Origin of the sequence: Pseudomonas sp. G1002 (assembly GCF_013385455.1) — a bacterium.
Taxonomy (GTDB): domain Bacteria; phylum Pseudomonadota; class Gammaproteobacteria; order Pseudomonadales; family Pseudomonadaceae; genus Aquipseudomonas.
On sequence record NZ_JACAPY010000012.1, the window covers coordinates 10,828 to 31,538 of the forward strand.

Consider the following 20,711-nt stretch of genomic DNA (forward strand, 5'->3'; position numbering starts at 1 on the left):
GTGGGAGCGGTGTGGGTTTAGATATCCGCCAGCGCCGACACCAGGATCGCCTTGATGGTGTGCATGCGGTTTTCCGCCTGCTCAAAGGCGATGTTGGCCGGGGACTCAAACACTTCTTCGGTCACTTCCACACCATTGGCCAGGTTCGGATAACGCGCGGCGATGTCCTTGCCGACCTTGGTTTCGCTGTTGTGGAACGCCGGCAGGCAGTGCATGAATTTCACGCGTGGATTGCCCGAGGCCTTCATCATCTTGGCGTTGACCTGGTACGGCAGCAGTTGCTCGATGCGCTCGTCCCACGCTTCCACCGGTTCGCCCATGGACACCCAGATATCGGTGTGGATGAAGTCCACGCCTTTCACCGCTTCCTTCGGGTCTTCGGTGATGGTGATGCGCGCGCCGCTTTCCTCGGCAAATGCCTGGCACTGCTTGATGAAATCAGCATGGGGCCACAGGGCTTTCGGTGCGCCGATGCGCACGTCCATGCCCAGCTTGGCGCCAATCATCAGCAGCGAGTTGCCCATGTTGTAGCGGGCGTCGCCCAGGTAGGCATAGCTGATGTCATGCAGCGGCTTGTCGCTGTGCTCGCGCATGGTCAGGGTGTCGGCGATCATCTGGGTGGGGTGGAATTCGGCGGTCAGGCCGTTGAACACCGGCACCCCGGCGAACTTGGCCAGCTCTTCGACGATTTCCTGTTCAAAGCCACGGTACTCGATGGCATCGAACATCCGGCCGAGGACGCGGGCGGTGTCTTTCATGCTTTCTTTGTGGCCGATCTGCGACGACACCGGGTCGATGTAGGTGACGTGGGCACCCTGGTCGTGGGCCGCGACCTCGAACGCGCAACGGGTGCGGGTCGAGGTTTTTTCGAAGATCAGCGCGATGTTTTTGCCCTTCAGGTGCGGACGCTCGGTGCCGGTGTATTTGGCGCGCTTGAGGTCGCGGGACAGGTCCAGCAGGTAGTGCAGCTCGCGAGTGGTGTGGTGCATCAGCGACAGCAGGCTGCGGTTGCGCATATTAAAAGCCATGGTGGATCTCCTTCTGTTTAGGTTATCCCCCTGGCCGGCGCCTTATGAGCGGCGGCCAGGGTTTGAATATCAGTAGTCGATTGGGTCGCGAATGATCGGGCAGGTCATGCAGTGGCCGCCGCCACGGCCACGGCCGAGTTCACCGGCGCTGATGGTGATGACTTCCACACCGGCCTTGCGCAGCAAGGTGTTGGTGTAGGTGTTGCGGTCGTAGCCGATCACCACGCCAGGCTCCACGGCCACTACGTTGTTGCCGTCATCCCACTGCTCGCGCTCGGCGGCGAAGCTGTTGCCGCCGGTTTCCACCACACGCAGGGCCTTGAGGTTCAGGGCGGCGGCGACGGTGTCGAGGAAGTTGGTTTTTTCGCGCTGGATGTCGATGCCGCCGGGCTTGGTCTCGTCCGGGCGCAGGGTGAAAGCGACGATCTGGTTGACCACTTCCGGGAAGATCGTGACCAGGTCGCGGTCGCAGAAGCTGAACACGGTGTCGAGGTGCATCGCCGCGCGGGATTTTGGCAGGCCGGCGACGATCACACGCTCCACGGCCTTGTGCTTGAACAGGTTCAGGGCGAGTTGGCCGATGGCCTGGCGCGAGGAACGCTCGCCCATGCCGATCAACACCACGCCGTTACCAATCGGCATCACGTCGCCGCCTTCCAGGGTGGCGTTGCCGTGTTCCTGGTCAGGGTCGCCGTACCACACCTGGAAGTCCGCGTTGGTAAACTCGGGGTGGAATTTGTAGATGGCGCTGGCCAGCAGGGTTTCCTGGCGTCGCGCCGGCCAGTACATCGGGTTCAGCGTCACGCCGCCATAGATCCAGCAGGTGGTGTCGCGGGTGAACTGGGTGTTGGGCAGCGGCGGCAGGATGAAGCTTGAGTGGCCGAGGAAATCGCGGAACATCTCGATGGTCTTGCCACCGAAACTGCTCGGCAGGTCATCGGCCGACACGCCACCGATCAGGTACTCGGCGACCTTGCGCGGCTCCAGGCTGCGCAGCCACGAGCTGACCTCATTGACCAGCCCCAGGCCCACCTGGTTGGCGGTGATCTTGCGCGCCAGGATCCAGTCCAGCGCTTCGGGGATGGCGACGATGTCGGTCAGCAGGTTGTGCATTTCCAGCACATCGATGTCGCGCTCGCGCATCTTGGTCACGAAGTCGAAGTGGTCGCGCTTGGCCTGGGCTACCCACAGCACGTCATCGAACAGCAGTTCATCGCAGTTGTTTGGGGTCAGCCGCTGGTGGGCCAAACCTGGGGAGCACACCATGACTTTGCGCAGTTTGCCGGCTTCGGAATGTACGCCGTACTTCACTTTTTCCGTGGTCATTACAGATCCTCCAGTGAACAATGATTACAGGGTCAGGAAGCCGGAGTAGAGGCCATAGCCCGCCACGAGGGCACCTATGACGACTGCGGCGAAAATCAGCTTCTCGACGTTGGTGAAAATCGGTTTGCCCAGTTCATGCTTGGCCATGGCGAACAGGATCACGCCGGGGGCATAGAGCAGGGCGGACAGCAACAGGTACTTGGTGCCACCGGCGTACAGCAGCCAGACCGCGTAGATCAACGCGATGGCGCCGATCAGCAGGTCTTTCCTGCGTTCGCCCGGGGCGCTTTCATAGGTTTCACCGCGCACCGCCAGCAGCAGTGCATAGGCCGCCGACCACAGGTAAGGCACCAGGATCATCGAGGTGGCGAGGTAGATCAGCGACAGGTAAGTGCTGGCCGAGAACAGCGTGATCACCAGGAAAATCTGCACCATGGCGTTGGTCAGCCACAGGGCGTTGGCCGGCACGTGGTTGGCGTTTTCCTTACGCAGGAACTCCGGCATGGTGTGGTCCTTGGCGGCGGCGAACATGATCTCCGCACACAGCAGCACCCACGACAGCAGCGCCCCCAGCAAGGAAATGATCAAGCCGACGCTGATCAACACCGCGCCCCAGTGACCCACCACGTGCTCCAGCACGGCGGCCATCGACGGGTTTTGCAGCTTGGCCAATTCCGGTTGGGTCATGATCCCCAGGGACAGCACGTTCACCAGCATCAGGAACAGCAGCACGGTGATAAAACCAATCACCGTGGCCTTGCCGACGTCGGAGCGTTTTTCGGCGCGGGACGAGAAGATGCTCGCACCCTCAATGCCGATGAACACCCAGACGGTGACCAGCATCATGTTGCGCACCTGGTTCATCACGCTGCCCAGGTCCGGGTTTTTCACGCCCCAGATGTCGGCGGTGAAGATGTCCAGCTTGAACGCGAAGAGCGCGATCAACACAAACAGCACCAGCGGCACCACCTTGGCGATGGTGGTCACCAGGTTGATGAACGCGGCTTCCTTGATCCCGCGCAGTACCAGGAAGTGCACGGCCCACAGCAGCACCGACGCGCCGATCACCGCCGCCGGGGTGTTGCCTTCGCCGAAGATGGGGAAGAAGTAACCGAGGGTGCTGAACAGCAGCACGAAATAGCCGACGTTGCCCAACCAGGCACTGATCCAGTAACCCCAGGCGGATGAGAAACCCATGTAGTCGCCAAACCCGGCCTTGGCATAGGCATAGACCCCGCCGTCGAGGTCGGGCTTGCGATTGGCCAGGGTCTGGAACACGAACGCCAGGGTCAACATGCCCACGGCGGTGATCACCCAACCAATCAGTACCGCGCCGACATCGGCGCTGGCCGCCATGTTTTGCGGCAGTGAGAAGATCCCGCCACCAATCATTGAACCCACGACAAGTGCAACCAGTGCGCCGAGTCGAAGTTTTCCGGGAGATTCAGACATCGCATGACTCCAATGCAGGAGAAGAGAGACCACAGAATAAATCCGTGCGCTAATCAAACAGCTGACTCAGATCACTTCATTGGCACATTCCATTGTGAATTAATGACTTATGATGAAAGGTACGGGCGCTCAAGTGCCTCGCAGAGGCTCGTCGTAGAGCGGTTCTGCGTTTCAAACAACAGGTTTTCTCATTAGCATGGACCTTTGAAGCTAGCCCGTATTTGCAGATATGCAAACTTTTACAGCGCAGCGTTATTTAAATTATAAATTTGCCTTAATGCTGTTTATTGTCATGCCTTTAAGTTATGAAGCCGGCGCCTTTATTGGCTATATCTAATAAACGCTGCGCCGGCTTAATAAGTTAGTTGAGTGCACAGTTGTTGGCTCAATGGTTGTTTTGTTCAGGAGTGTTCATGTCCCAATCCTCGGAAAAGCTGCGCCTCAATGCCTTGATCGCCCTGGTGGTGGGCTCGATGATCGGCGGCGGGATTTTCTCGTTGCCGCAGAACATGGCGGCGCGGGCCGAGGTAGGCGCGGTGTTGATTGGCTGGGGCATTACCGCCGTGGGCATGCTGACCCTGGCCTTTGTGTTCCAGACCCTGGCCAACCGCAAGCCTGAACTGGATTCCGGCGTATACGCGTACGCCAAGGCCGGGTTCGGCGACTACATGGGTTTCTCGTCGGCCTGGGGCTACTGGATCAGTGCCTGGATGGGCAACGTCGGTTACTTCGTGTTGCTATTCAGTACCCTCGGCTACTTTTTTCCGGTGTTCGGCCAGGGCAATACCCCGGTAGCGATTGGCTGCGCATCGGTGTTGTTGTGGGCGGTGCATTTCCTGGTGATGCGCGGGATCAAGGAGGCGGCGTTCATCAACCAGATCACCACCGTGGCCAAGATCGTACCGCTGGTGATGTTTATCGTGATCGCCGCCGTGGCATTCAAGGCCGACATCTTTACCCGGGATATCTGGGGCCTGAGTAATCCGAATTTCGGCGGCGTGGTGGATCAGGTGCGCAACATGATGCTGGTCACGGTGTTTGTGTTTATCGGCATCGAGGGCGCCAGTGTCTACTCGGCGCGGGCCGAGAAACGCTCGGACGTGGGCCGGGCCACGGTCATCGGTTTCCTGGGGGTGTTGGCGCTGCTGGTATTGGTCAACCTGCTGTCGCTCGGGATCATGAGCCAGCCGGAACTGGCCAAGCTGCAAAACCCGTCCCTGGCCGGGGTGCTGGAACATATCGTCGGCCCGTGGGGCGCGCTGTCGATCAGCATCGGCCTGGCGGTTTCGCTGTTGGGCGCGCTGCTGTCGTGGGCCTTGCTCTGCGCCGAAATCCTCTATGCCACCGCCCATGACAAGACCATGCCGGCGTTCCTGAAAAAGGAAAACGTCAATCAGGTGCCGGTCAATGCGTTGTGGCTGACCAATGTAATGATCCAGCTGTTCCTGGTGATCACGCTGTTTTCGGAAAGCACCTACACCACCCTGATCTACCTGGCGTCGTCGATGATCCTGGTGCCCTATCTGTGGTCGGCGGCGTATGCGGTGCTGTTGAGCGGCCGCGGTGAAACCTACGAAGGCGCCCATGGCGAACGCACCAAGGACCTGCTGGTGAGCCTGATCGCCCTGGCCTATGCGGTGTGGCTGCTCTACGCCGGTGGCCTGAAGTACTTGCTGCTGTCGGCGCTGCTGTATGCACCGGGCGTGATCCTGTTTGCCCTGGCCAAGCGCGAGCAGGGCCAGCCCTTGTTTACCCATCTGGAAAAAGGCATTTTCGCCTGCGTGATCGCCGGGGCGAGCCTGGCGGCGTATGGGTTGTACAGCGGGGTATTGTCGTTGTGAGAATGCAGCTGGCGTATCAGGCGCCGTATGACTGGGCGGCGATGTCGGGCTTTTTGTCGGCGCGGGCGATCAGCGGGATGGAGACGGTGGACGCAGGCGTTTACTCGCGCAGTATCAGTGTCGACGGTCAGCAGGGTTGGCTCAGTGTGTCGCCCGGGGCCGGTGATTGGCTTGAAGTAACGGTGGACTTCCCCGACCCGGCAGCGTTGCCGGAAATTGAGCGGCGGTTACGGGACATGTTTGACCTGTCGGCTGACCCGAAGCGGATCAACCGGCAATTGGCGAATGATCCCTTGATGGCGAGCTTGGTGGCGGCGCGTCCTGGCTTGCGGGTGCCGGGAACCTGGGATGGGCTGGAGTTGGCGATCCGCGCGGTGTTGGGCCAGCAGATTACCGTGGTGGCGGCGATCAAGCTGGCGGGCAAGCTGGTGGCGCAGTACGGCACGCCGCTGGTGACGCCCCATGCCGGTGTGACCCATGTGTTTCCTTCGGCCGAGGTGCTGGCAGCCGCAGATTTGGCAACCCTCGGCATGCCGAAAAGTCGCGGGCGTACCTTGTCGGGCGTGGCCCAGGCGTTGCTGGATGACCCGCAGATCTTCCAGGCGAAGGCGAACCTGAAGGAAGGTGTGGCGCGGTTGGTCGCATTACCCGGGATTGGTGACTGGACGGCGCAGTACATCGCCATGCGCCAGATGCGCGAGCAGGATGCGTTTGCCTCGGGGGATATCGGTTTGATCAATGCGCTGGTGGCGCTGGAAGGCGGGCCGGTGAGCCCGCGCCAGTTGCTGGCGCGGGCTGAGGCCTGGCGACCGCTTAGAGCCTATGCGGCGCAGCATTTGTGGACATCACTGAGCCGCGCGGATTGATTCTGCGTACCTGTGGCGAGGGAGCTTGCTCCCGCTGGGGCGCGAAGCGGCCCCATTGACCCAAAAGCTGGGGCCTGCTGCGCAGTCCAGCGGGAGCATGCTCCCTCGCCACAGGATCTTCGGTCACCACTGAGGGCGGTGTGAGCCCAATTCCCCTGCGGGCAAGTCCCACTGCAACGGTGTCCCGCTGATGGTCACCGGGGGCAGCAAGCGGTGGGCCGGGCCCCAGGCGGTTTGCTCCACCACCAAGCCTTGATCACCCGGTTCTTCGGCCCGCAGCGGTAGTTGTTCAGGGACTTGTCCTGCGTCCACCAACAGCTTTGCCGTGCGCGCGAGGGACAACAGTGCCGAACCGCCGCGGCCGGATTTCAAGCGTTCACTCAATGCCTGGATCGCACTGGCCGCCATCAAATACCCGGTGGCGTGGTCCAGCGCCTGCAACGGCAGCGGCACCGGTTTGTCCGAGTTTTTCCACTGCCTGCCAGCCTCGGCAATCCCGGTGCTCATCTGCACCAGGCTGTCGAACCCCCGGCGATTGCGCCACGGGCCGCTCCAGCCGTAGGCGTTGAGGCTGGCGTCGATCAGGCCAGGCGCGAGGGCTTGCAGCGCAGCCTCACCGTAGCCCAACTGTTCCAGTGCATCGGCGCGATAGCCGTGCAGCAGAATGTCGGTGTCCTTGAGCAGGTTTTCGAAGATCAGGCGGTCGTCGGGGTTTTTCAGGTCCAGGCGGGCGCAACGTTTGCCCAGGGTCATTTCCGGCACCACGCCGGGTTCGTTCCAGTCAGGGGAGTCGATGCGCAGTACATCGGCGCCGAGGCCTGCGAGAAAACGGCTGGCGGTGGGGCCGGCCAATACGCGCGTCAGGTCCAGCACCTTGATGCCCGCCAGCGGCCTTGCCACCGAGCCCAGCCAGGGTTTGTCGCTGAGGGCTGCAAAGGTCTGGCGATGGACCAGCGGTTCCTGATTGACCGCCAAGCCTTGTGGATGAACTTGCCAGTCTTGCCACGAACGCATCTGCGCCGCACAGCCGTTGGCTTCGACGATCGCCTGTTCCAGCTCGGCAGCGGTCCATGGCGCAACCTTCGCGGCCATTGCTTCACGGTCAGCGACCTGCCCGAGTACGCGCTCGGCGGCGGCACGGTGATGCGGTGCATTGGTGTGCAGGCGAATCCAGCCATCGGTGCAGGCGTAGTCGCCGGCAATCGGGTCCCACAGCGGCGGGGTGGTCCAGCCGTCGGGGCGCAGCGAGGAGGAGAACCAGAACGAGGCGAGGCGCCGGTCCACGGTCACCGAGGGCTGGCGCCCGGTTTGCTGCAACAGCAACTGGGCGACCGCCTGGCCTGCGGCGCCGATGCTGGCGCTGGCCAGTTCGGTGACGGCAAAGGTCGAGGGCAGGGCGCCGACCTCGGTTACGGCCAGTGGGGTGACGGGTAAATCGAGTGCTTCCTGGATGGGGGTGAGCAGATCAGTCATCAAAGGCCCTCCTAATGAGAAGGACCATCATAGAAGATCATCAGGGTTGAATGACAACCCCCGGCTCCAGCGGCAGGTCCACGCTGGCGATAAAGCCGCCGCCTTGATGATTGGCCAGGATCAGGCTGCCGCCATGGCGCTCTGCGGCGCGCCGCGCGATGGCCAGGCCCAGGCCATGGCCCTGGGCGGTTTGCCCCGGGGCGCGGTAAAACGGCTCGCCGAGTTGGCTCAGGTGTTCGCCATCCACGCCGGGGCCGTGGTCGCGCACACTGATCACAATGCGTTCGCCCTGGCGTCTGGCTTCCATTTCAATCGGTTGCCCGGGCGGGTTGAAGCGTTGGGCGTTGCGCAGCAGGTTATCCACCGCGCGTTCGATCATGGTCGGCCAGCCCTTGAGGTGCAGCCCGGCCTCGGCATCCAGTTGCACGGGTTGGTCCGGCGCGCCGAGCAAGGCGTCTTTTTGCAGGGTCCGGAGCAACGGGTTGAGGTCGATGTCTTCGGCACTGGCGTTATCGGCGTCCACCCGGGCGAGTACCAGGATTTCGCTGATCAGCGCTTCCAGGCGGTCGCATTCGCGGGTCAGGCGCGGCCAGAGTTTTTCCCGCGCTTCGGGCGTGGCCCGTTCTGCCAGGGCCAGGGCGATCCGCAGGCGGGCCAGGGGCGAGCGCAGTTCGTGGGACACATCCCGCAGCAACTGGCGCTGGCTGCCGATCAGGCTTTGCAGGCGGGCGCCCATGCGGTTGAAGTCGGTGGCCAGTACGCCGAATTCGTCGCGACGGTTGGCCAGCCGCGCCAGGCTGTTCTGCTGATAGGTGGTCTGGCCCAGGTCGTGCACTGCGCCGCGCAGGCGGCTGAGGGGGCGGGTGATGGACAACGTCACCAACAGGCTGAACAGGGTCAGCACCACCAGCGCAATCGCCAGGGCACTCAACGGCCAGAGCAGGCTGCTGCGGTGCCAGGCGTCCAGTTCCGGGTGGGGAATGCGGTAGATCAGCAGGTAGGTGTCGCCGGTTTTTTCGCTGGTGTACTCGGCGGTCAGCCGGCGCCAGGGCAGGTGGCGGTCCTGGCTGTCGTTTTGCCGGGCTTCGAGGGCGGCGGCGCGGCGCGGGAAAGTGCCGCGCACCACAGGCTCGCCGCTTTCGTTAAGCACTTGCACGTCAATGTGGTACTGACGCTTGCGCTGCTGCAGCAGCTCCTGGGCGGCGTCCTCGCCCTGGGCCTCGTAAAGCTGCGTCCATTCCTGCGCGAGGTTATTGAGCCCGGGGTGGCGGCTGAGAATCCAGGCGTCCTGGTTGAGCATATGCCCAAGCAGGATCGACAACCCGGCAACCAGGGCGATGGCCAGCCAGAAGCTGGCAAGGACGCGCCAGAACAATGAACGCACAAGAAATCCTCAAACAGGAAAAGCCCAGCGGCGGTGGCCACTGGGCTGGGAGTGAAGCTAGATCATTATTGCGCTTTTTGCGGCTGCTGGGCTTTCCAGGCCTGGAATTCCTTCCACTCGGCGCGGCGCTCGGCTTGTTTCTTCACGATCTCGTCGAATTTCTTCTGTTGATCGGGTTTCAGCACGGCACGGATGTCGGTCTGGGTTTTCTGCTTGGCGGCCGCCATTTCGTCTTTCATGGCTTTCTGATCAGCGGCTGGCAGTTTGTCCAGGTACTTGCGCACCAACTCTTTGCGAGCGTGCCATTGCTGGCCCATCAACTTGCCGATCTGCTGGCGCTGTTCAGGGCTCAGGTCCAGCTGGCTGAAAGGGCCACCTTTGCCCCGCATGCCGTGTTCACCGCCGTGACCTGGGCCACCCATCATGTGGCCTTCAGGACCGCCCATCGGGCCCGGGCCTTCTGGCGCAGCGGCCATGGCAACGGTTGGCAGGGCAGCAGCGAACATCAAAGCGATAAGGGTCTTGCGCATGGTGATTCTCCTGTCTCTATTCCGGTGAGTCCGGATGTGAGTAGATTACGGAGATCAAGGTCAGCGGCAGTCAGGGGACGGTAAAGCTTGGGTAAAGAGGATTTTGGGCGGGGCTGACAAAACTATTGGCGACCGTAGCAACTGTCGAGCCTTGGCGAGGCTGCGAGGCAGGCGCTGCGGTCTGACACCTGTACCGAGGAGATGCTGTCGCAGCCTCGCCGAGGCTCGACAGCTGCTACGCGGGCTAGAGGCTGTAGTAATAGCCGCGGCTACGCAGCGCCACGATCCGTGGCCGGCCATCCGGGTGCGGGCCGATCTTCTTGCGCAGGTTGCTGACGTGCATGTCCAGGCTGCGGTCATACAGGGTCAGCTTGCGGCCCAGGGCGATTTGCGCCAGTTCCTGCTTGTCCAGCGGCTCGCCGGGCTGACGCAGCAAGGCTTCCAGCAGGCGGCTTTCGGACACGGTCAGGGCAAATTCCTGTTCATCGATAGTGACCACGCCACGCACCGGGCTGAAGCACAGGTCGCCCAGCTCCAGCTGAGTGGACACGGCGGCCGGGTGGCTGCGGCGCAGCACGGCGCGCAGGCGCGCGGTCAGTTCACGAGGATCGCAGGGTTTGGCCAGGTAGTCGTCGGCGCCCAGTTCCAGGCCGAGGATCCGGTCCAGGGGTTCGCCCCTGGCCGAGAGCATCAGCACCGGCAGTTCCGGGTGGTCGCTGCGCAATTGCTTGAGCAGCTCCAGGCCGCTGCCGTCGGGCAGCATCACGTCGAGCACCACGGCCGCCGGGGCGGCTTCGGCCAATGCCTTGCGGGCGCTCAAGCCGTCATGGCAGGCGCGCACCTGGAAACCTTCCTGGCTCAACCAACTGGTCAGCAGCTCACAGAGCTCCTGGTCATCATCTATCAGTAACAGCTCGCTCATGACTCACTCAATTTAGCCATTGTCGACGGCGCCGGTGCCCGCCACTGGCGAAGATCCCGCATAACAGGGCGATCAGCGCGACTGCCCCGCCGGTCACGAACCATTGTTGTTGCTCGGTAAGCCAGCGTGGCAAGGCACTGCCCTGTGCTTCTTTGAGTTGCTGGACCAGGCGTTGGTTCTCCTGGCGCAGTTTACTCAGTTGGGTACTTTCCCGCGTGGCATCAGCACTTTGCAATTGCTTGCTCAGCTCATCGCGCTGGCGTTCGCTCTCTTTCAAACGTTGCTGCAAATCGGTGATCTGGCTGCCGGCACTCAAGGACAGGGGCGTGGAACTGCCGGTGTTCGAGGTTTCTTCAGCGTGGGCCGTAGCCCCGATCATTAACACTGCCAACAGACACAACTGACGTAAGCGCATCGGAACTCCTGATTCCACACGAATATTCAGAACGTTGTCGGCAGGTTACCGGGAATAATGAGCGTTTAGGAGTGCGCTGAAGCCATTTGGTTCAGCGCGCAACGAATCAAGGCAGGACTTGCTTGAACGGTTTGACCAGCACCTGGGCGTACACGCCGGCCGCTACATACGGATCAGCATCGGCCCAGGCTTGTGCCGCCGCCAGGGAGGCGAACTCGGCGACGATCAGGCTACCGATGAAACCGGCGTCTCCCGGGTCGTTGCTGTCTACCGCAGGATGCGGGCCGGCCAGTACCAGGCGGCCTTCGGCTTGCAGCTGTTTCAGGCGCTCGACGTGGGCCGGGCGTACGGACAGGCGTTTTTCCAGGGAGTTGGCGACGTCGGTGGAAATGATGGCGTAGAGCATGTCAGTCCTCGGTTTTCGGCGTGGTAGGGTCGGTGTCATGCAGGTGGCGCGACAGGTAGATACCCTGGCCGACCAGGAACAGCACGGTCATGCCCAGGCTGCCGAACACCTTGAAGTCCACCCAGTAGCTCTGGAAGGTAAAGGCGACGAACAGGTTGGCGGCGCCGCAGAACAGGAAAAACACGATCCAGGCGATGTTCAGGCGGGTCCATACCGGGTCTGGCAAGGTCAGCGCGTGGCCCATGATCCGCTTGATCAGCAGGCGATCACCGATGAAGTGGCTGCCGATAAAGGCCAGGGCGAACAGCCAGTTGACCACCGGGGCTTTCCATTTAAGGAAGGTTTCGCTGTGGAAGGCCAGGGTCAGGCTGCCGAACACAAGGCAGGCGACCAGGGTCAGCCACTGGCTTTTTTCCAGCTTGCGCTGGGAGATGAAGAGCGCGCCGTAGACCACCACGGAGCTGATGATCAGCACCGCCGTGGCGCTGTAGATGCCGCCGAGGGTCAGTTCGTGGCCGGCAAGATCGATAACGCGAGGGTCGGTTTTGTAAACGATGAAAAACAGCAACAGCGGGATGAAGTCGATGAATTGTTTCACAGTAAGAGCCAGAAGCTGGATGTGGCGGCATAATAACAAACATCCTTGGTAGCGAAAGCGCCAGCTGACTTGAGGTTACACACTCCCGTGAATGTTGATTTGCACTGCCATAGCACAGCCTCCGACGGCGCCCTGGCGCCCGCGGTCCTGGTTGCGCGTGCGTTTGAAAAAGGCGTGCGAGTCCTGTCGTTGACCGACCACGACACCCTCGAAGGCCTGGCAGAGGCCCGCGAGGCGGCGCATGCGTTGGGCATGCAACTGGTCAACGGAGTTGAATTGTCCTGCACTTGGGGCGGCGCAACCATCCACGTATTGGGCTACGGTTTCGACGTCAACGCGCCGCCGCTGGTGGAGGCCATCGCCAAATTGCACGATGGCCGCTGGCTGCGGTCCGAAGAAATAAGCCGCAAGCTGGCCCTCAAGGGCATGCCCAACGGCCTGGAAGGCGCCCGCGCCATCCAGCAGGAACTGGGTGACAGCGGCAACGCCCCGGCCCGCCCGCACTTTGCCGACTGGATGGTGCGTGAAGGTTTTGTAAAGGATCGCGCCGAAGCGTTCCGCAAATGGCTGGGTGCCGGCAAGCTGGGGGACGTCAAGCAACACTGGCCAACCCTGGAAGACACCGTTGGCACACTGCGGGCAGCAGGTGCCTGGGTCAGCCTGGCGCATCCGTGGCATTACGATTTCACCCGCAGCAAGCGTCGCAAGCTGATTGGCGACTATATTGGAGCGGGCGGCCACGCAATCGAAGTGGTCAACGGGCATCAACCCGCCGAGCAGGTAGGCAGCCTGGCGATTCTTGCCCGTGAATTTGGTCTGCTGGTCAGCGCCGGCAGTGATTTTCATGGCCCCGGCGGCTGGTCCGAGATTGGCGAGTACCGCGCCGTTCCGGAAGATTTGCCGCCCCTTTGGTGTCGCTTCAAACATGACCCCATTATTGCCACCGTCTGAACAGGTAGAACACGTGAGTCAATTCTTCCAGATTCATCCGGAAAACCCGCAGGCGCGCCTGATCAAACAGGCCGTGGAGATCATCCGTGCCGGTGGCGTGGTGATCTACCCCACGGATTCGTCCTACGCCATCGGTTGCCAGATCGGCGACAAGAATGCGGTCGAGCGCGTAAGACGCCTGCGTGACCTGGACAAGAACCACAACTTCGCACTGATTTGCAGCGACCTGTCCCAGCTGGGGCTGTTCGCCAAGGTCGACACCGGCACCTTCCGCCTGCTCAAGGCCCACACGCCGGGGCCCTACACCTTCATCCTCAACGCCACCCGCGAAGTGCCGCGCCTGCTGCTGCACCCGAAGAAGCGCACCATTGGCCTGCGGGTGCCGGAACACCCGATCGCCCTGGCGCTGCTGGCCGAACTCGGTGAGCCGCTGATGAGTGTGTCACTGATCCTGCCGGGGGAAGATGAGCCGTTGTACGACCCTTATGAAATGCGCCGGCTGCTGGAAAAACACGTCGACCTGATCATCGACGGCGGCTACGGCGGCAACAAGGCCTCCACCGTGATCAACCTGGCCGACGGCGAGCCGGAAGTGGTGCGTGTGGGGTGTGGCGACCCGGCACCGTTCATGGTCGAGGCCTGAATGTCGGCCGTGGAAACCGTCGACAGCCAGGCGGGCGCCCAGCAGGAACTGCCATTTGCCATGGTCTACGGCCAGGCCGTGATGGAAATGCCGCTGGACCTGTACATCCCGCCGGATGCGCTGGAAGTCTTCCTCGAAGCCTTCGAAGGTCCGCTGGACTTGCTGCTGTACCTGATCCGCAAGCAGAACATCAATATCCTCGACATCCCGGTGGCGGAAATCACCCGCCAGTACATGGGCTACGTCGAACTGATGCAGACCGTGCGCCTGGAACTGGCCGCCGAATACCTGGTGATGGCCGCGATGCTCGCGGAGATCAAGTCACGCATGCTGCTGCCGCGCTCGGAGACTATCGAGGCGGAAGAGGATGACCCCCGCGCCGAACTGATCCGCCGCCTGCAGGAGTACGAGCGCTTCAAGGCCGCGGCCGAAGGCATCGACGGTTTGAGCCGGGTCGGCCGCGATGTGCTGGTGCCCAAGCTCGACGCCCCGGAAGCCCGGGCGCGCAAGCTGCTGCCGGACGTGAGCCTGGAAGAGTTGCTGATGTCCATGGCCGAAGTACTGCGCCGTGGCGATATGTTTGAAAGCCATCAGGTCAGCCGCGAGGCACTGTCCACCCGCGAACGCATGAGTGATGTGCTGGATCGCCTCAAGGGCGGCGGGTTTGTGCCGTTTGTCGAGCTGTTTACCAAGGAAGAAGGGCGCCTGGGGGTAGTCGTGACCTTTATGGCGATCCTTGAGCTGGTCAAGGAATCCTTGGTCGAGCTGGTCCAGAATGAGCCTTTTGCGGCTATCCACGTGCGGGCGCGAGCCGAATAAAGAGCTGAATCGATGAATCTGACTGAACCCCGCGAACTGGCCCCGCTGCTGGAAGCCTTTCTCCTGGCCTCGGGCAAGCCGCAATCCCTGGAGCGCCTGTTCGAACTGTTTGAAGAAGCCGAGCGCCCTGAGCCGCCAGTGTTCAAGAAGGCCCTGGAGATTCTGCGCAAGTCCTGCGACGGCCGTGCCTTCGAGCTGCGGGAAGTGGCTTCCGGGTATCGCCTGCAAATTCGCGAGAAGTTCTCGCCGTGGGTTGGCCGCCTGTGGGAAGAACGCCCGCAGCGCTATTCCCGGGCGATGCTGGAAACCATGGCGCTGATCGCCTATCGCCAGCCGATCACCCGGGGCGAGATCGAAGACGTGCGCGGCGTCGCGGTCAACAGCCATATCGTCAAGACGTTGCTGGAGCGGGAGTGGATCAGGATCGTTGGCTACCGCGACGTGCCCGGCAAGCCGGCGATGTTTGCCACTACCAAGGTGTTCCTCGACCACTTCAACCTGAAAAACCTCGACGACTTGCCGCCGCTGGCCGAGCTGCGGGAGATGGAGCCGGACCCGGTCCTGGATTTCGACGACGCACCGGTGCCCGCCGGGTTGCAGGAGCTGGCCGACGCCAGCGCCGAGCCGGAAGAGCCGAAGGACGAAACCAGTTTCCACACATTGTTGCTGGAACTGGATGACATGGAGCAGGGCATCAAGACCGACTTCGATGACTTGCTGCGTGATGGTGCGGTCAGTGACGGTGAGCAGGAGCCTGCGCTGCAACTGAACGTTGAGGTTGAGCTGCCAGTCGAAGTTGAAGATGAGCCCGAGCCTGAACCCGAGGAGGACATCCTCGGCGTCGCCGAAGCGCGTGCCAAACTGCTGGCCGCCGTCGCAGCGCTCGAACAACCGCCGCTGAGCGACGAAGAAGACGAAGCCCGCGCCCTGGCCGAAGCCATCGAAAACGAACGCCGCCAATTCGAAGACTGACGCAGAACAAAATGTGGGAGCGGGCTTGCTCGCGAATGCGGTGGGTCAGTCGCCGGATGCTTGGCTGACCCACCGCATTCGCGAGCAAGCCCGCTCCCACATTTGGATTGTCGCCAGCAAGGAGAATTCAAATGAGCTCCACCAAAGACCCCTGCATCAGCGTCTGCAAATTCACCGATGACATCTGCGTGGGCTGCGGGCGCAGCAAGCGCGAGATCCGTGCCTGGAAGAAACTCGACAAGGTCGACAAGCGCACGGTACTCGCCGAAGCCGAGCTGCGCCTGCTGGCGCTGGGTGCCACCGGTCGGCGGAAAGGCAAATGAGCCCGCACTTATCGACTAGTCTCTGATGCGCAACGCGCGCCATGAGCGTATGATTCGCGACCCTTTGGCGATGCGTTCGCCAAAAGCCCAGCTTTTACTATCTTCAGGCCAAGCCTGAATCGACACACCGGGAGGTGCTTAAGATGAGTGACCAAGACCAGAACGACACCCAGGAAATCGGCCCCGCAGGCGAAAAACTGCAGAAAGTCCTCGCCCGTATCGGCGTAGGCTCGCGCCGCGACGTAGAAGCCTGGATCACCCAGAAGCGCATCAAGGTCAACGGCGTTGAAGCCACCCTTGGCCAGCGCGTCGACCTGCACGATGCCATCACCATTGATGGCAAGGTCATCAAGCGTGAAGAGGCCGCCGAATCGGTGCGCCGCGTCATCATGTACAACAAGCCTGATGGCGAAATCTGCACCCGTGACGACCCGGAAGGCCGTCCAACCGTATTCGACAAGATGCCGCGCCCCAAAGAAGGCCGCTGGATCAACATCGGTCGTCTCGACATCAACACCACCGGCTTGCTGATGTTCACCACCGACGGTGAGCTGGCCAACCGCCTGATGCACCCTTCCTACGAGATGGACCGTGAATACGCGGTACGTGTGCGTGGTGAAGTCGATGACGAAATGATCGAGCGCTTGAAAGCCGGCGTCGTGCTGGAAGACGGCCCGGCCAGGTTCACGGACATCAAGCAGGCGCCGGGCGGCGAAGGCTTCAACCATTGGTACCACTGCGTGGTGATGGAAGGCCGTAACCGTGAAGTACGTCGCCTGTGGGAATCCCAGGGCCTGGTGGTCAGCCGCCTGAAGCGCGTGCGTTTCGGCCCGGTGTTCCTCAACTCCGACCTGCCGATGGGCCGCTGGCGCGAAATGAGCCAGTACGAAGTCGACATCCTCAGTGCCGAAGTCGGCCTGACGCCGGTGGCCATGCCGCAGATGAACGCCAAGAGCAAAGACAAGCTTGAGCGTATGCAGCGTAAATCGTCGCGTCCGGTGGCGCGTACCGACCGTGTTGCCCGCACCCTGCGCCCTGCGCTGGATGCACCGGCCACGGGCGGTCGCATCTCCCGCGAGCCGCACATCGAAGGCGAGCGTCGTCCTTCGGCACCGCCCCGTCAGGATGGCGAACGTGCGCCGCGCGCACCGCGTCCAGCCGGTCGTGGTGATGCACCTGCCGGCGGTCGCGGTAACCGTGGCGAGTCTGGTCGTGGTGCTCCGGCTGCGGGCCGTGCCGACGACAGCGCCAGCACCAAACGCCCAGCCAAGCCATCGCCGAAAAAACGCCCGGGCCTGAAGCTGGTCGATGACGCGCCATCGGGCAAGCGTCGTGGTGCACCGGCCGGTTCCGGCCAGCGTCCAGGTTTTGGTCGCAAGAAGCCGCAGTGATTCGTTAAGCACTGCATAAAAACGCCAACCCTCGGGTTGGCGTTTTTTTTGGCCTGGATTTGGAACCTGATCTATGAGCAAAGCAGGTCCATTGTGGGAGCGGGCTTGCTCGCGAATGCGGTGTATCAGTTGATACATCCAGTGACTGACCCACCGCATTCGCGAGCAAACCCGCTCCCACAGTTGATCTCCATTGTTTTGGCGGGCGTGTCAGAACATGAAAGCCCCATCGAACACGGGTTTATCGTCGAGGGCCAACACGCCACTGGCGAAGATCAGGTCCAGATGATGGCTGCCTTTCTGCCCACCACCCAATCCCAGGTGCAGCCCGCAATGACGCTCTTCAAAGCCGGCGTTGCGCGCATACAAATCCTTCACGCCTTCATTGGTGCCAATGCCCAGTTCCTCCACCCGGCGATTGGACGGGTTGGCATTCAGGTATTTGTTGAAGTCATCCGCCAGCCCCGGCACTTCGCTGGCCACGGTGCAGATGGTCGAGTTCTCGATCCACAGTTCCAGCGGTGATTGCAGCACGCCGTATTTACGCGCAAAGGGAATGGTGCTGAGGAAGGTGCCGACAAACCGCACCTGGCCGTTGATGGCCTCGCTGTGGGTCGCGATCTCGCCGGGCGCCAGGTCGTGGTTGCCGACGCCGTTGATATTGGTCCACTTCTTGATGCTGCTCATGGGCGCTTCAAGGCGCGAGCCATGCTGGTCGGTGAAGCTCAGCACGCTGGCCTGGGACATGCGCCGGATCAACGTGGCGTTGAGGTCGGCAATCCGCTGTGGGGCGACGCTGAAGGTGTCGTAGAAGTAATCGCCATAGTCCTTGAGCAGCAGGGACTTTTTCCAGTGCTCGGCCATCACGCCCTGCAGTGCGCGGATAAAGTCCGGGCCTTCGGCGCGTGGGTTGGGCAAGGTCGAGGAATCGTAGAGAAACATGTACAGGTCACAGCCTTCGATGGCCTTGGCCAGCGTTTCGCTGGGGGCTTGGTCCAGGCGTTGTACCTGGAAGTCGAAGCGGGCAGCGCAGCCCTGGATGATCGACTGGGCGATGGCGTCGTAGCGTTCGGTATGGCCAAGCAAAATGGTGGGGCGGTGCAGGCCGGCGAGGGCCGGGTGATGGGCGAGGTAATACAGAAAATGTTCGACGGCGCGGGCCTTGTCCATGACGTCCTTCCTTCAAAGCCTTCGGTAGGAGCAGTGGCAGGTGCGGCGTCCCGCACCTGCCGGGGTGCCTGATCAGATTAGAAAGGCCACATCGCGGTGCCGAACGGCACGACGGCATCGGCTTGCATCATTTCAACGGCGGCCTCATGGGTCGGCGCTTCAAACCAATCGTCGAGTTGCAGTTCGGTTTCCAGGTCATTTTCCAGTGCTTGCATGGTGAATCTCCTAGATGACGTTGTTTGAGAACGAGCTTGCCAGCTTGCTGCGCTGGGCAAGTGGATGAACCTAGAAGAGAGTGTTTGGGATTGCAAAATTTTTATTGACACGGTTCCATTTGGATTTTTTATTCCGTTTTGATGGCGATTTGGTTTATGTCGATGAAACAGAGAGTTGGTTGCATCGTTTTGTAGGAATCGTCCTTTCGTCAACTTCTCGTTATCTGAAAGAATTTTCCTAATGTCCCTCCTATCTGCCGCACCGCATCCTGTCAGCCCAGACAGGTTTGGCGGTGTACAATGCGCCGCGTTTTACTGTGATCCCACTCTCTCAGGGCTATCCGCCTTGTTCATTCCGCCTGGCCACAAGCCCGTCGGGTTCGATTTCGTCACAGATAAAAACAACAGGTGACGTATGACCGTAAGAAAAAACGCTGGACCGGGGTTTGATCGGCGCTGCTGTAGCCCGTTACCAAAGCAGCACCCCTCCATGAGCACCCTCAAACCTTGCGTGAGACCCTTTCCATGAGTGAAGCCAACTCGCATTCAGGCGAACTGAAGCGCGGCCTGAAAAATCGCCATATCCAACTGATCGCCCTCGGTGGCGCGATTGGCACCGGGTTGTTCCTGGGGTCGGCCGGCGTGCTGAAATCCGCCGGGCCGTCGATGATCCTCGGGTATGCCATCTGCGGCTTTATTGCCTTCATGATCATGCGCCAGCTGGGCGAGATGATCGTCGAAGAGCCGGTGGCCGGTTCCTTCAGCCACTTTGCCCACAAGTATTGGGGCGGTTTCGCCGGCTTCCTGTCGGGCTGGAACTGCTGGATTTTGTACATCCTGGTGGGCATGTCGGAGCTGACGGCGGTTGGCAAATATGTGCACTACTGGTGGCCCGAGATCCCGACCTGGGTGTCGGCGGCGGCGTTTTTTGTGCTGATCAATGTGATCAATCTTTCCAACGTCAAAGTCTTCGGCGAGGCCGAGTTCTGGTTTGCGATCATCAAGGTGGTCGCCATTGTCGGCATGATCGCCCTGGGCAGTTACCTGTTGGTGAGTGGCACCGGCGGGCCACAAGCCTCGGTGACCAACCTGTGGGAGCACGGCGGGTTCTTTCCCCATGGCGTGGGTGGTTTGGTGATGGCCATGGCGATCATCATGTTCTCGTTTGGCGGCCTGGAGATGCTCGGGTTTACTGCGGCTGAGGCGGACAAGCCACGCACGGTGATTCCGAAGGCGATCAACCAGGTGATCTACCGGATCCTGATTTTCTACATCGGCGCGTTGGTGGTGCTGTTGTCGTTGACGCCTTGGGACAGCTTGCTGGAGACCCTGAATGCCTCCGGGGACGCCTATAGCGGCAGTCCGTTTGTGCAGGTGTTTTCGATGTTGGGCAGTAACACGGCAGCGCATATTCTCAACTTTGTGGTGCTGACGGCGGCGTTGTCGGTCTACAACAGCGGCACTTACTGCAATAGCCGGATGCTGTTGGGGATGGCCGAGCAGGGTGACGCGCCGCGGGCATTGGCGAAGATCGACAAGCGCGGGGTGCCGGTGCGGTCGATCCTGGCGTCGGCGGCGATTACGCTGGTGGCGGTGTTGATGAATTACCTGATTCCGCAGCATGCGCTGGAGTTGTTGATGTCGCTGGTGGTGGCGACCCTGGTGATCAACTGGGCGATGATCAGTTTTTCGCATTTCAAGTTTAGGCAGCATATGGATCGGACGGGGCAGGTGCCGTTGTTCAAGGCGCTTTGGTATCCGTATGGGAATTATGTTTGCCTGGCGTTTGTGGTGTTTATTCTTGGGGTGATGCTGCTGATTCCGGGGATTCAGGTGTCGGTGTATGCGATTCCGGTTTGGGTGGTGTTTATGTGGTTTTGTTATGGGATCAAGAACAGGCGCAAGGCTCGGGAGGGGGTGGTGTTGAGTTGATGGTGTACATATCCGTTTCTTCGGTAACGGCGACTTATGGTTCCGCTCTTACAG

Annotated in this window: 21 protein-coding genes; 9 read left to right on the forward strand and 12 right to left on the reverse strand. The window is 61.3% G+C overall.

What is annotated here, in order from left to right; translation table 11 throughout:
• Positions 1-17 precede the first annotated feature (17 nt).
• The 3 genes from HX801_RS05490 to arcD (HX801_RS05500) form a co-directional block, all read right to left on the reverse strand.
• Positions 18-1,028, reverse strand: coding sequence for an ornithine carbamoyltransferase (locus HX801_RS05490; protein ID WP_003220053.1), 1,011 nt, complete (start codon positions 1,026-1,028; stop codon positions 18-20).
• A gap of 69 nt (positions 1,029-1,097) precedes the next feature.
• Positions 1,098-2,354 (reverse strand): arginine deiminase, encoded by a 1,257-nt coding sequence (gene arcA / locus HX801_RS05495; RefSeq protein ID WP_087692650.1) that lies wholly within the window; start codon positions 2,352-2,354, stop codon positions 1,098-1,100.
• 24 nt (positions 2,355-2,378) lie between these two features.
• On the reverse strand, positions 2,379-3,806 hold the full coding sequence (arcD, locus tag HX801_RS05500; RefSeq protein ID WP_003220056.1) for an arginine-ornithine antiporter: 1,428 nt from the start codon (positions 3,804-3,806) through the stop codon (positions 2,379-2,381).
• 413 nt (positions 3,807-4,219) lie between these two features.
• Here arcD (HX801_RS05500) and arcD (HX801_RS05505) point away from each other — a divergent pair, with 413 nt between their 5' ends.
• Both arcD (HX801_RS05505) and HX801_RS05510 read left to right on the forward strand, forming a co-directional pair.
• Positions 4,220-5,647 carry an arginine-ornithine antiporter gene (arcD, locus tag HX801_RS05505; RefSeq protein ID WP_177021743.1) on the forward strand — a complete coding sequence of 476 codons (1,428 nt, stop codon included), beginning with the start codon at positions 4,220-4,222 and terminating at the stop codon, positions 5,645-5,647.
• Between the two features lie 2 nt (positions 5,648-5,649).
• Positions 5,650-6,513: a DNA-3-methyladenine glycosylase gene (locus tag HX801_RS05510; protein ID WP_177021747.1), complete on the forward strand. Its 864-nt coding sequence runs from the start codon at positions 5,650-5,652 to the stop codon at positions 6,511-6,513.
• Between the two features lie 123 nt (positions 6,514-6,636).
• Here the strand turns inward: HX801_RS05510 and HX801_RS05515 are convergent, their stop codons facing one another.
• From HX801_RS05515 to HX801_RS05545, 7 genes are all read right to left on the reverse strand, one after another.
• On the reverse strand, positions 6,637-7,986 hold the full coding sequence (locus HX801_RS05515) for a CoA transferase (protein WP_177021744.1): 1,350 nt from the start codon (positions 7,984-7,986) through the stop codon (positions 6,637-6,639).
• A gap of 40 nt (positions 7,987-8,026) precedes the next feature.
• Positions 8,027-9,370 (reverse strand): HAMP domain-containing sensor histidine kinase, encoded by a 1,344-nt coding sequence (locus HX801_RS05520; protein ID WP_177021745.1) that lies wholly within the window; start codon positions 9,368-9,370, stop codon positions 8,027-8,029.
• Positions 9,371-9,435: 65 nt separating this feature from the next.
• Complete coding sequence (locus HX801_RS05525; protein ID WP_087692654.1) at positions 9,436-9,900, reverse strand: Spy/CpxP family protein refolding chaperone; 465 nt, start codon at positions 9,898-9,900, stop codon at positions 9,436-9,438.
• A 244-nt stretch (positions 9,901-10,144) separates the two neighbouring features.
• A complete protein-coding gene (locus HX801_RS05530) occupies positions 10,145-10,822 on the reverse strand; it encodes a response regulator transcription factor (protein ID WP_003220065.1) in 678 nt (225 codons plus the stop codon).
• A 7-nt stretch (positions 10,823-10,829) separates the two neighbouring features.
• Positions 10,830-11,237 (reverse strand): hypothetical protein, encoded by a 408-nt coding sequence (locus tag HX801_RS05535; RefSeq protein WP_003220067.1) that lies wholly within the window; start codon positions 11,235-11,237, stop codon positions 10,830-10,832.
• A 106-nt stretch (positions 11,238-11,343) separates the two neighbouring features.
• Complete coding sequence (locus tag HX801_RS05540) at positions 11,344-11,643, reverse strand: YciI family protein (protein ID WP_087692655.1); 300 nt, start codon at positions 11,641-11,643, stop codon at positions 11,344-11,346.
• A 1-nt stretch (position 11,644) separates the two neighbouring features.
• A complete protein-coding gene (locus HX801_RS05545) occupies positions 11,645-12,241 on the reverse strand; it encodes a septation protein A (protein ID WP_003220071.1) in 597 nt (198 codons plus the stop codon).
• A gap of 87 nt (positions 12,242-12,328) precedes the next feature.
• Here HX801_RS05545 and HX801_RS05550 point away from each other — a divergent pair, with 87 nt between their 5' ends.
• From HX801_RS05550 to rluB, 6 genes are all read left to right on the forward strand, one after another.
• Positions 12,329-13,192 (forward strand): PHP domain-containing protein, encoded by an 864-nt coding sequence (locus HX801_RS05550; RefSeq protein ID WP_003220073.1) that lies wholly within the window; start codon positions 12,329-12,331, stop codon positions 13,190-13,192.
• 13 nt (positions 13,193-13,205) lie between these two features.
• Positions 13,206-13,835, forward strand: a complete 630-nt coding sequence (locus HX801_RS05555) for an L-threonylcarbamoyladenylate synthase (RefSeq protein ID WP_177021746.1) — start codon at positions 13,206-13,208, stop codon at positions 13,833-13,835.
• A 120-nt stretch (positions 13,836-13,955) separates the two neighbouring features.
• Positions 13,956-14,654 (forward strand): ScpA family protein, encoded by a 699-nt coding sequence (locus HX801_RS05560; protein ID WP_177021748.1) that lies wholly within the window; start codon positions 13,956-13,958, stop codon positions 14,652-14,654.
• A gap of 12 nt (positions 14,655-14,666) precedes the next feature.
• Entirely contained in the window at positions 14,667-15,626 is a 960-nt protein-coding gene (scpB, locus tag HX801_RS05565; RefSeq protein WP_008433105.1) for an SMC-Scp complex subunit ScpB, read from the forward strand.
• Positions 15,627-15,757: 131 nt separating this feature from the next.
• The gene (locus tag HX801_RS05570) at positions 15,758-15,949 is read left to right on the forward strand and encodes a DUF1289 domain-containing protein (RefSeq protein ID WP_008433107.1); all 192 of its coding nucleotides are present in this window, start codon (positions 15,758-15,760) and stop codon (positions 15,947-15,949) included.
• A gap of 143 nt (positions 15,950-16,092) precedes the next feature.
• Positions 16,093-17,340: a 23S rRNA pseudouridine(2605) synthase RluB gene (gene rluB / locus HX801_RS05575; protein ID WP_003220080.1), complete on the forward strand. Its 1,248-nt coding sequence runs from the start codon at positions 16,093-16,095 to the stop codon at positions 17,338-17,340.
• 210 nt (positions 17,341-17,550) lie between these two features.
• Here rluB and HX801_RS05580 read toward each other — a convergent pair whose 3' ends face one another.
• Both HX801_RS05580 and HX801_RS05585 read right to left on the reverse strand, forming a co-directional pair.
• The gene (locus tag HX801_RS05580; protein ID WP_102605965.1) at positions 17,551-18,510 is read right to left on the reverse strand and encodes a leucyl aminopeptidase; all 960 of its coding nucleotides are present in this window, start codon (positions 18,508-18,510) and stop codon (positions 17,551-17,553) included.
• A gap of 77 nt (positions 18,511-18,587) precedes the next feature.
• Positions 18,588-18,725, reverse strand: coding sequence for a hypothetical protein (locus HX801_RS05585; RefSeq protein ID WP_003175756.1), 138 nt, complete (start codon positions 18,723-18,725; stop codon positions 18,588-18,590).
• Positions 18,726-19,250: 525 nt separating this feature from the next.
• Between HX801_RS05585 and HX801_RS05590 the strand changes: the two genes are divergently transcribed.
• A complete protein-coding gene (locus HX801_RS05590; RefSeq protein ID WP_087692661.1) occupies positions 19,251-20,657 on the forward strand; it encodes an amino acid permease in 1,407 nt (468 codons plus the stop codon).
• Positions 20,658-20,711: the final 54 nt, after the last annotated feature.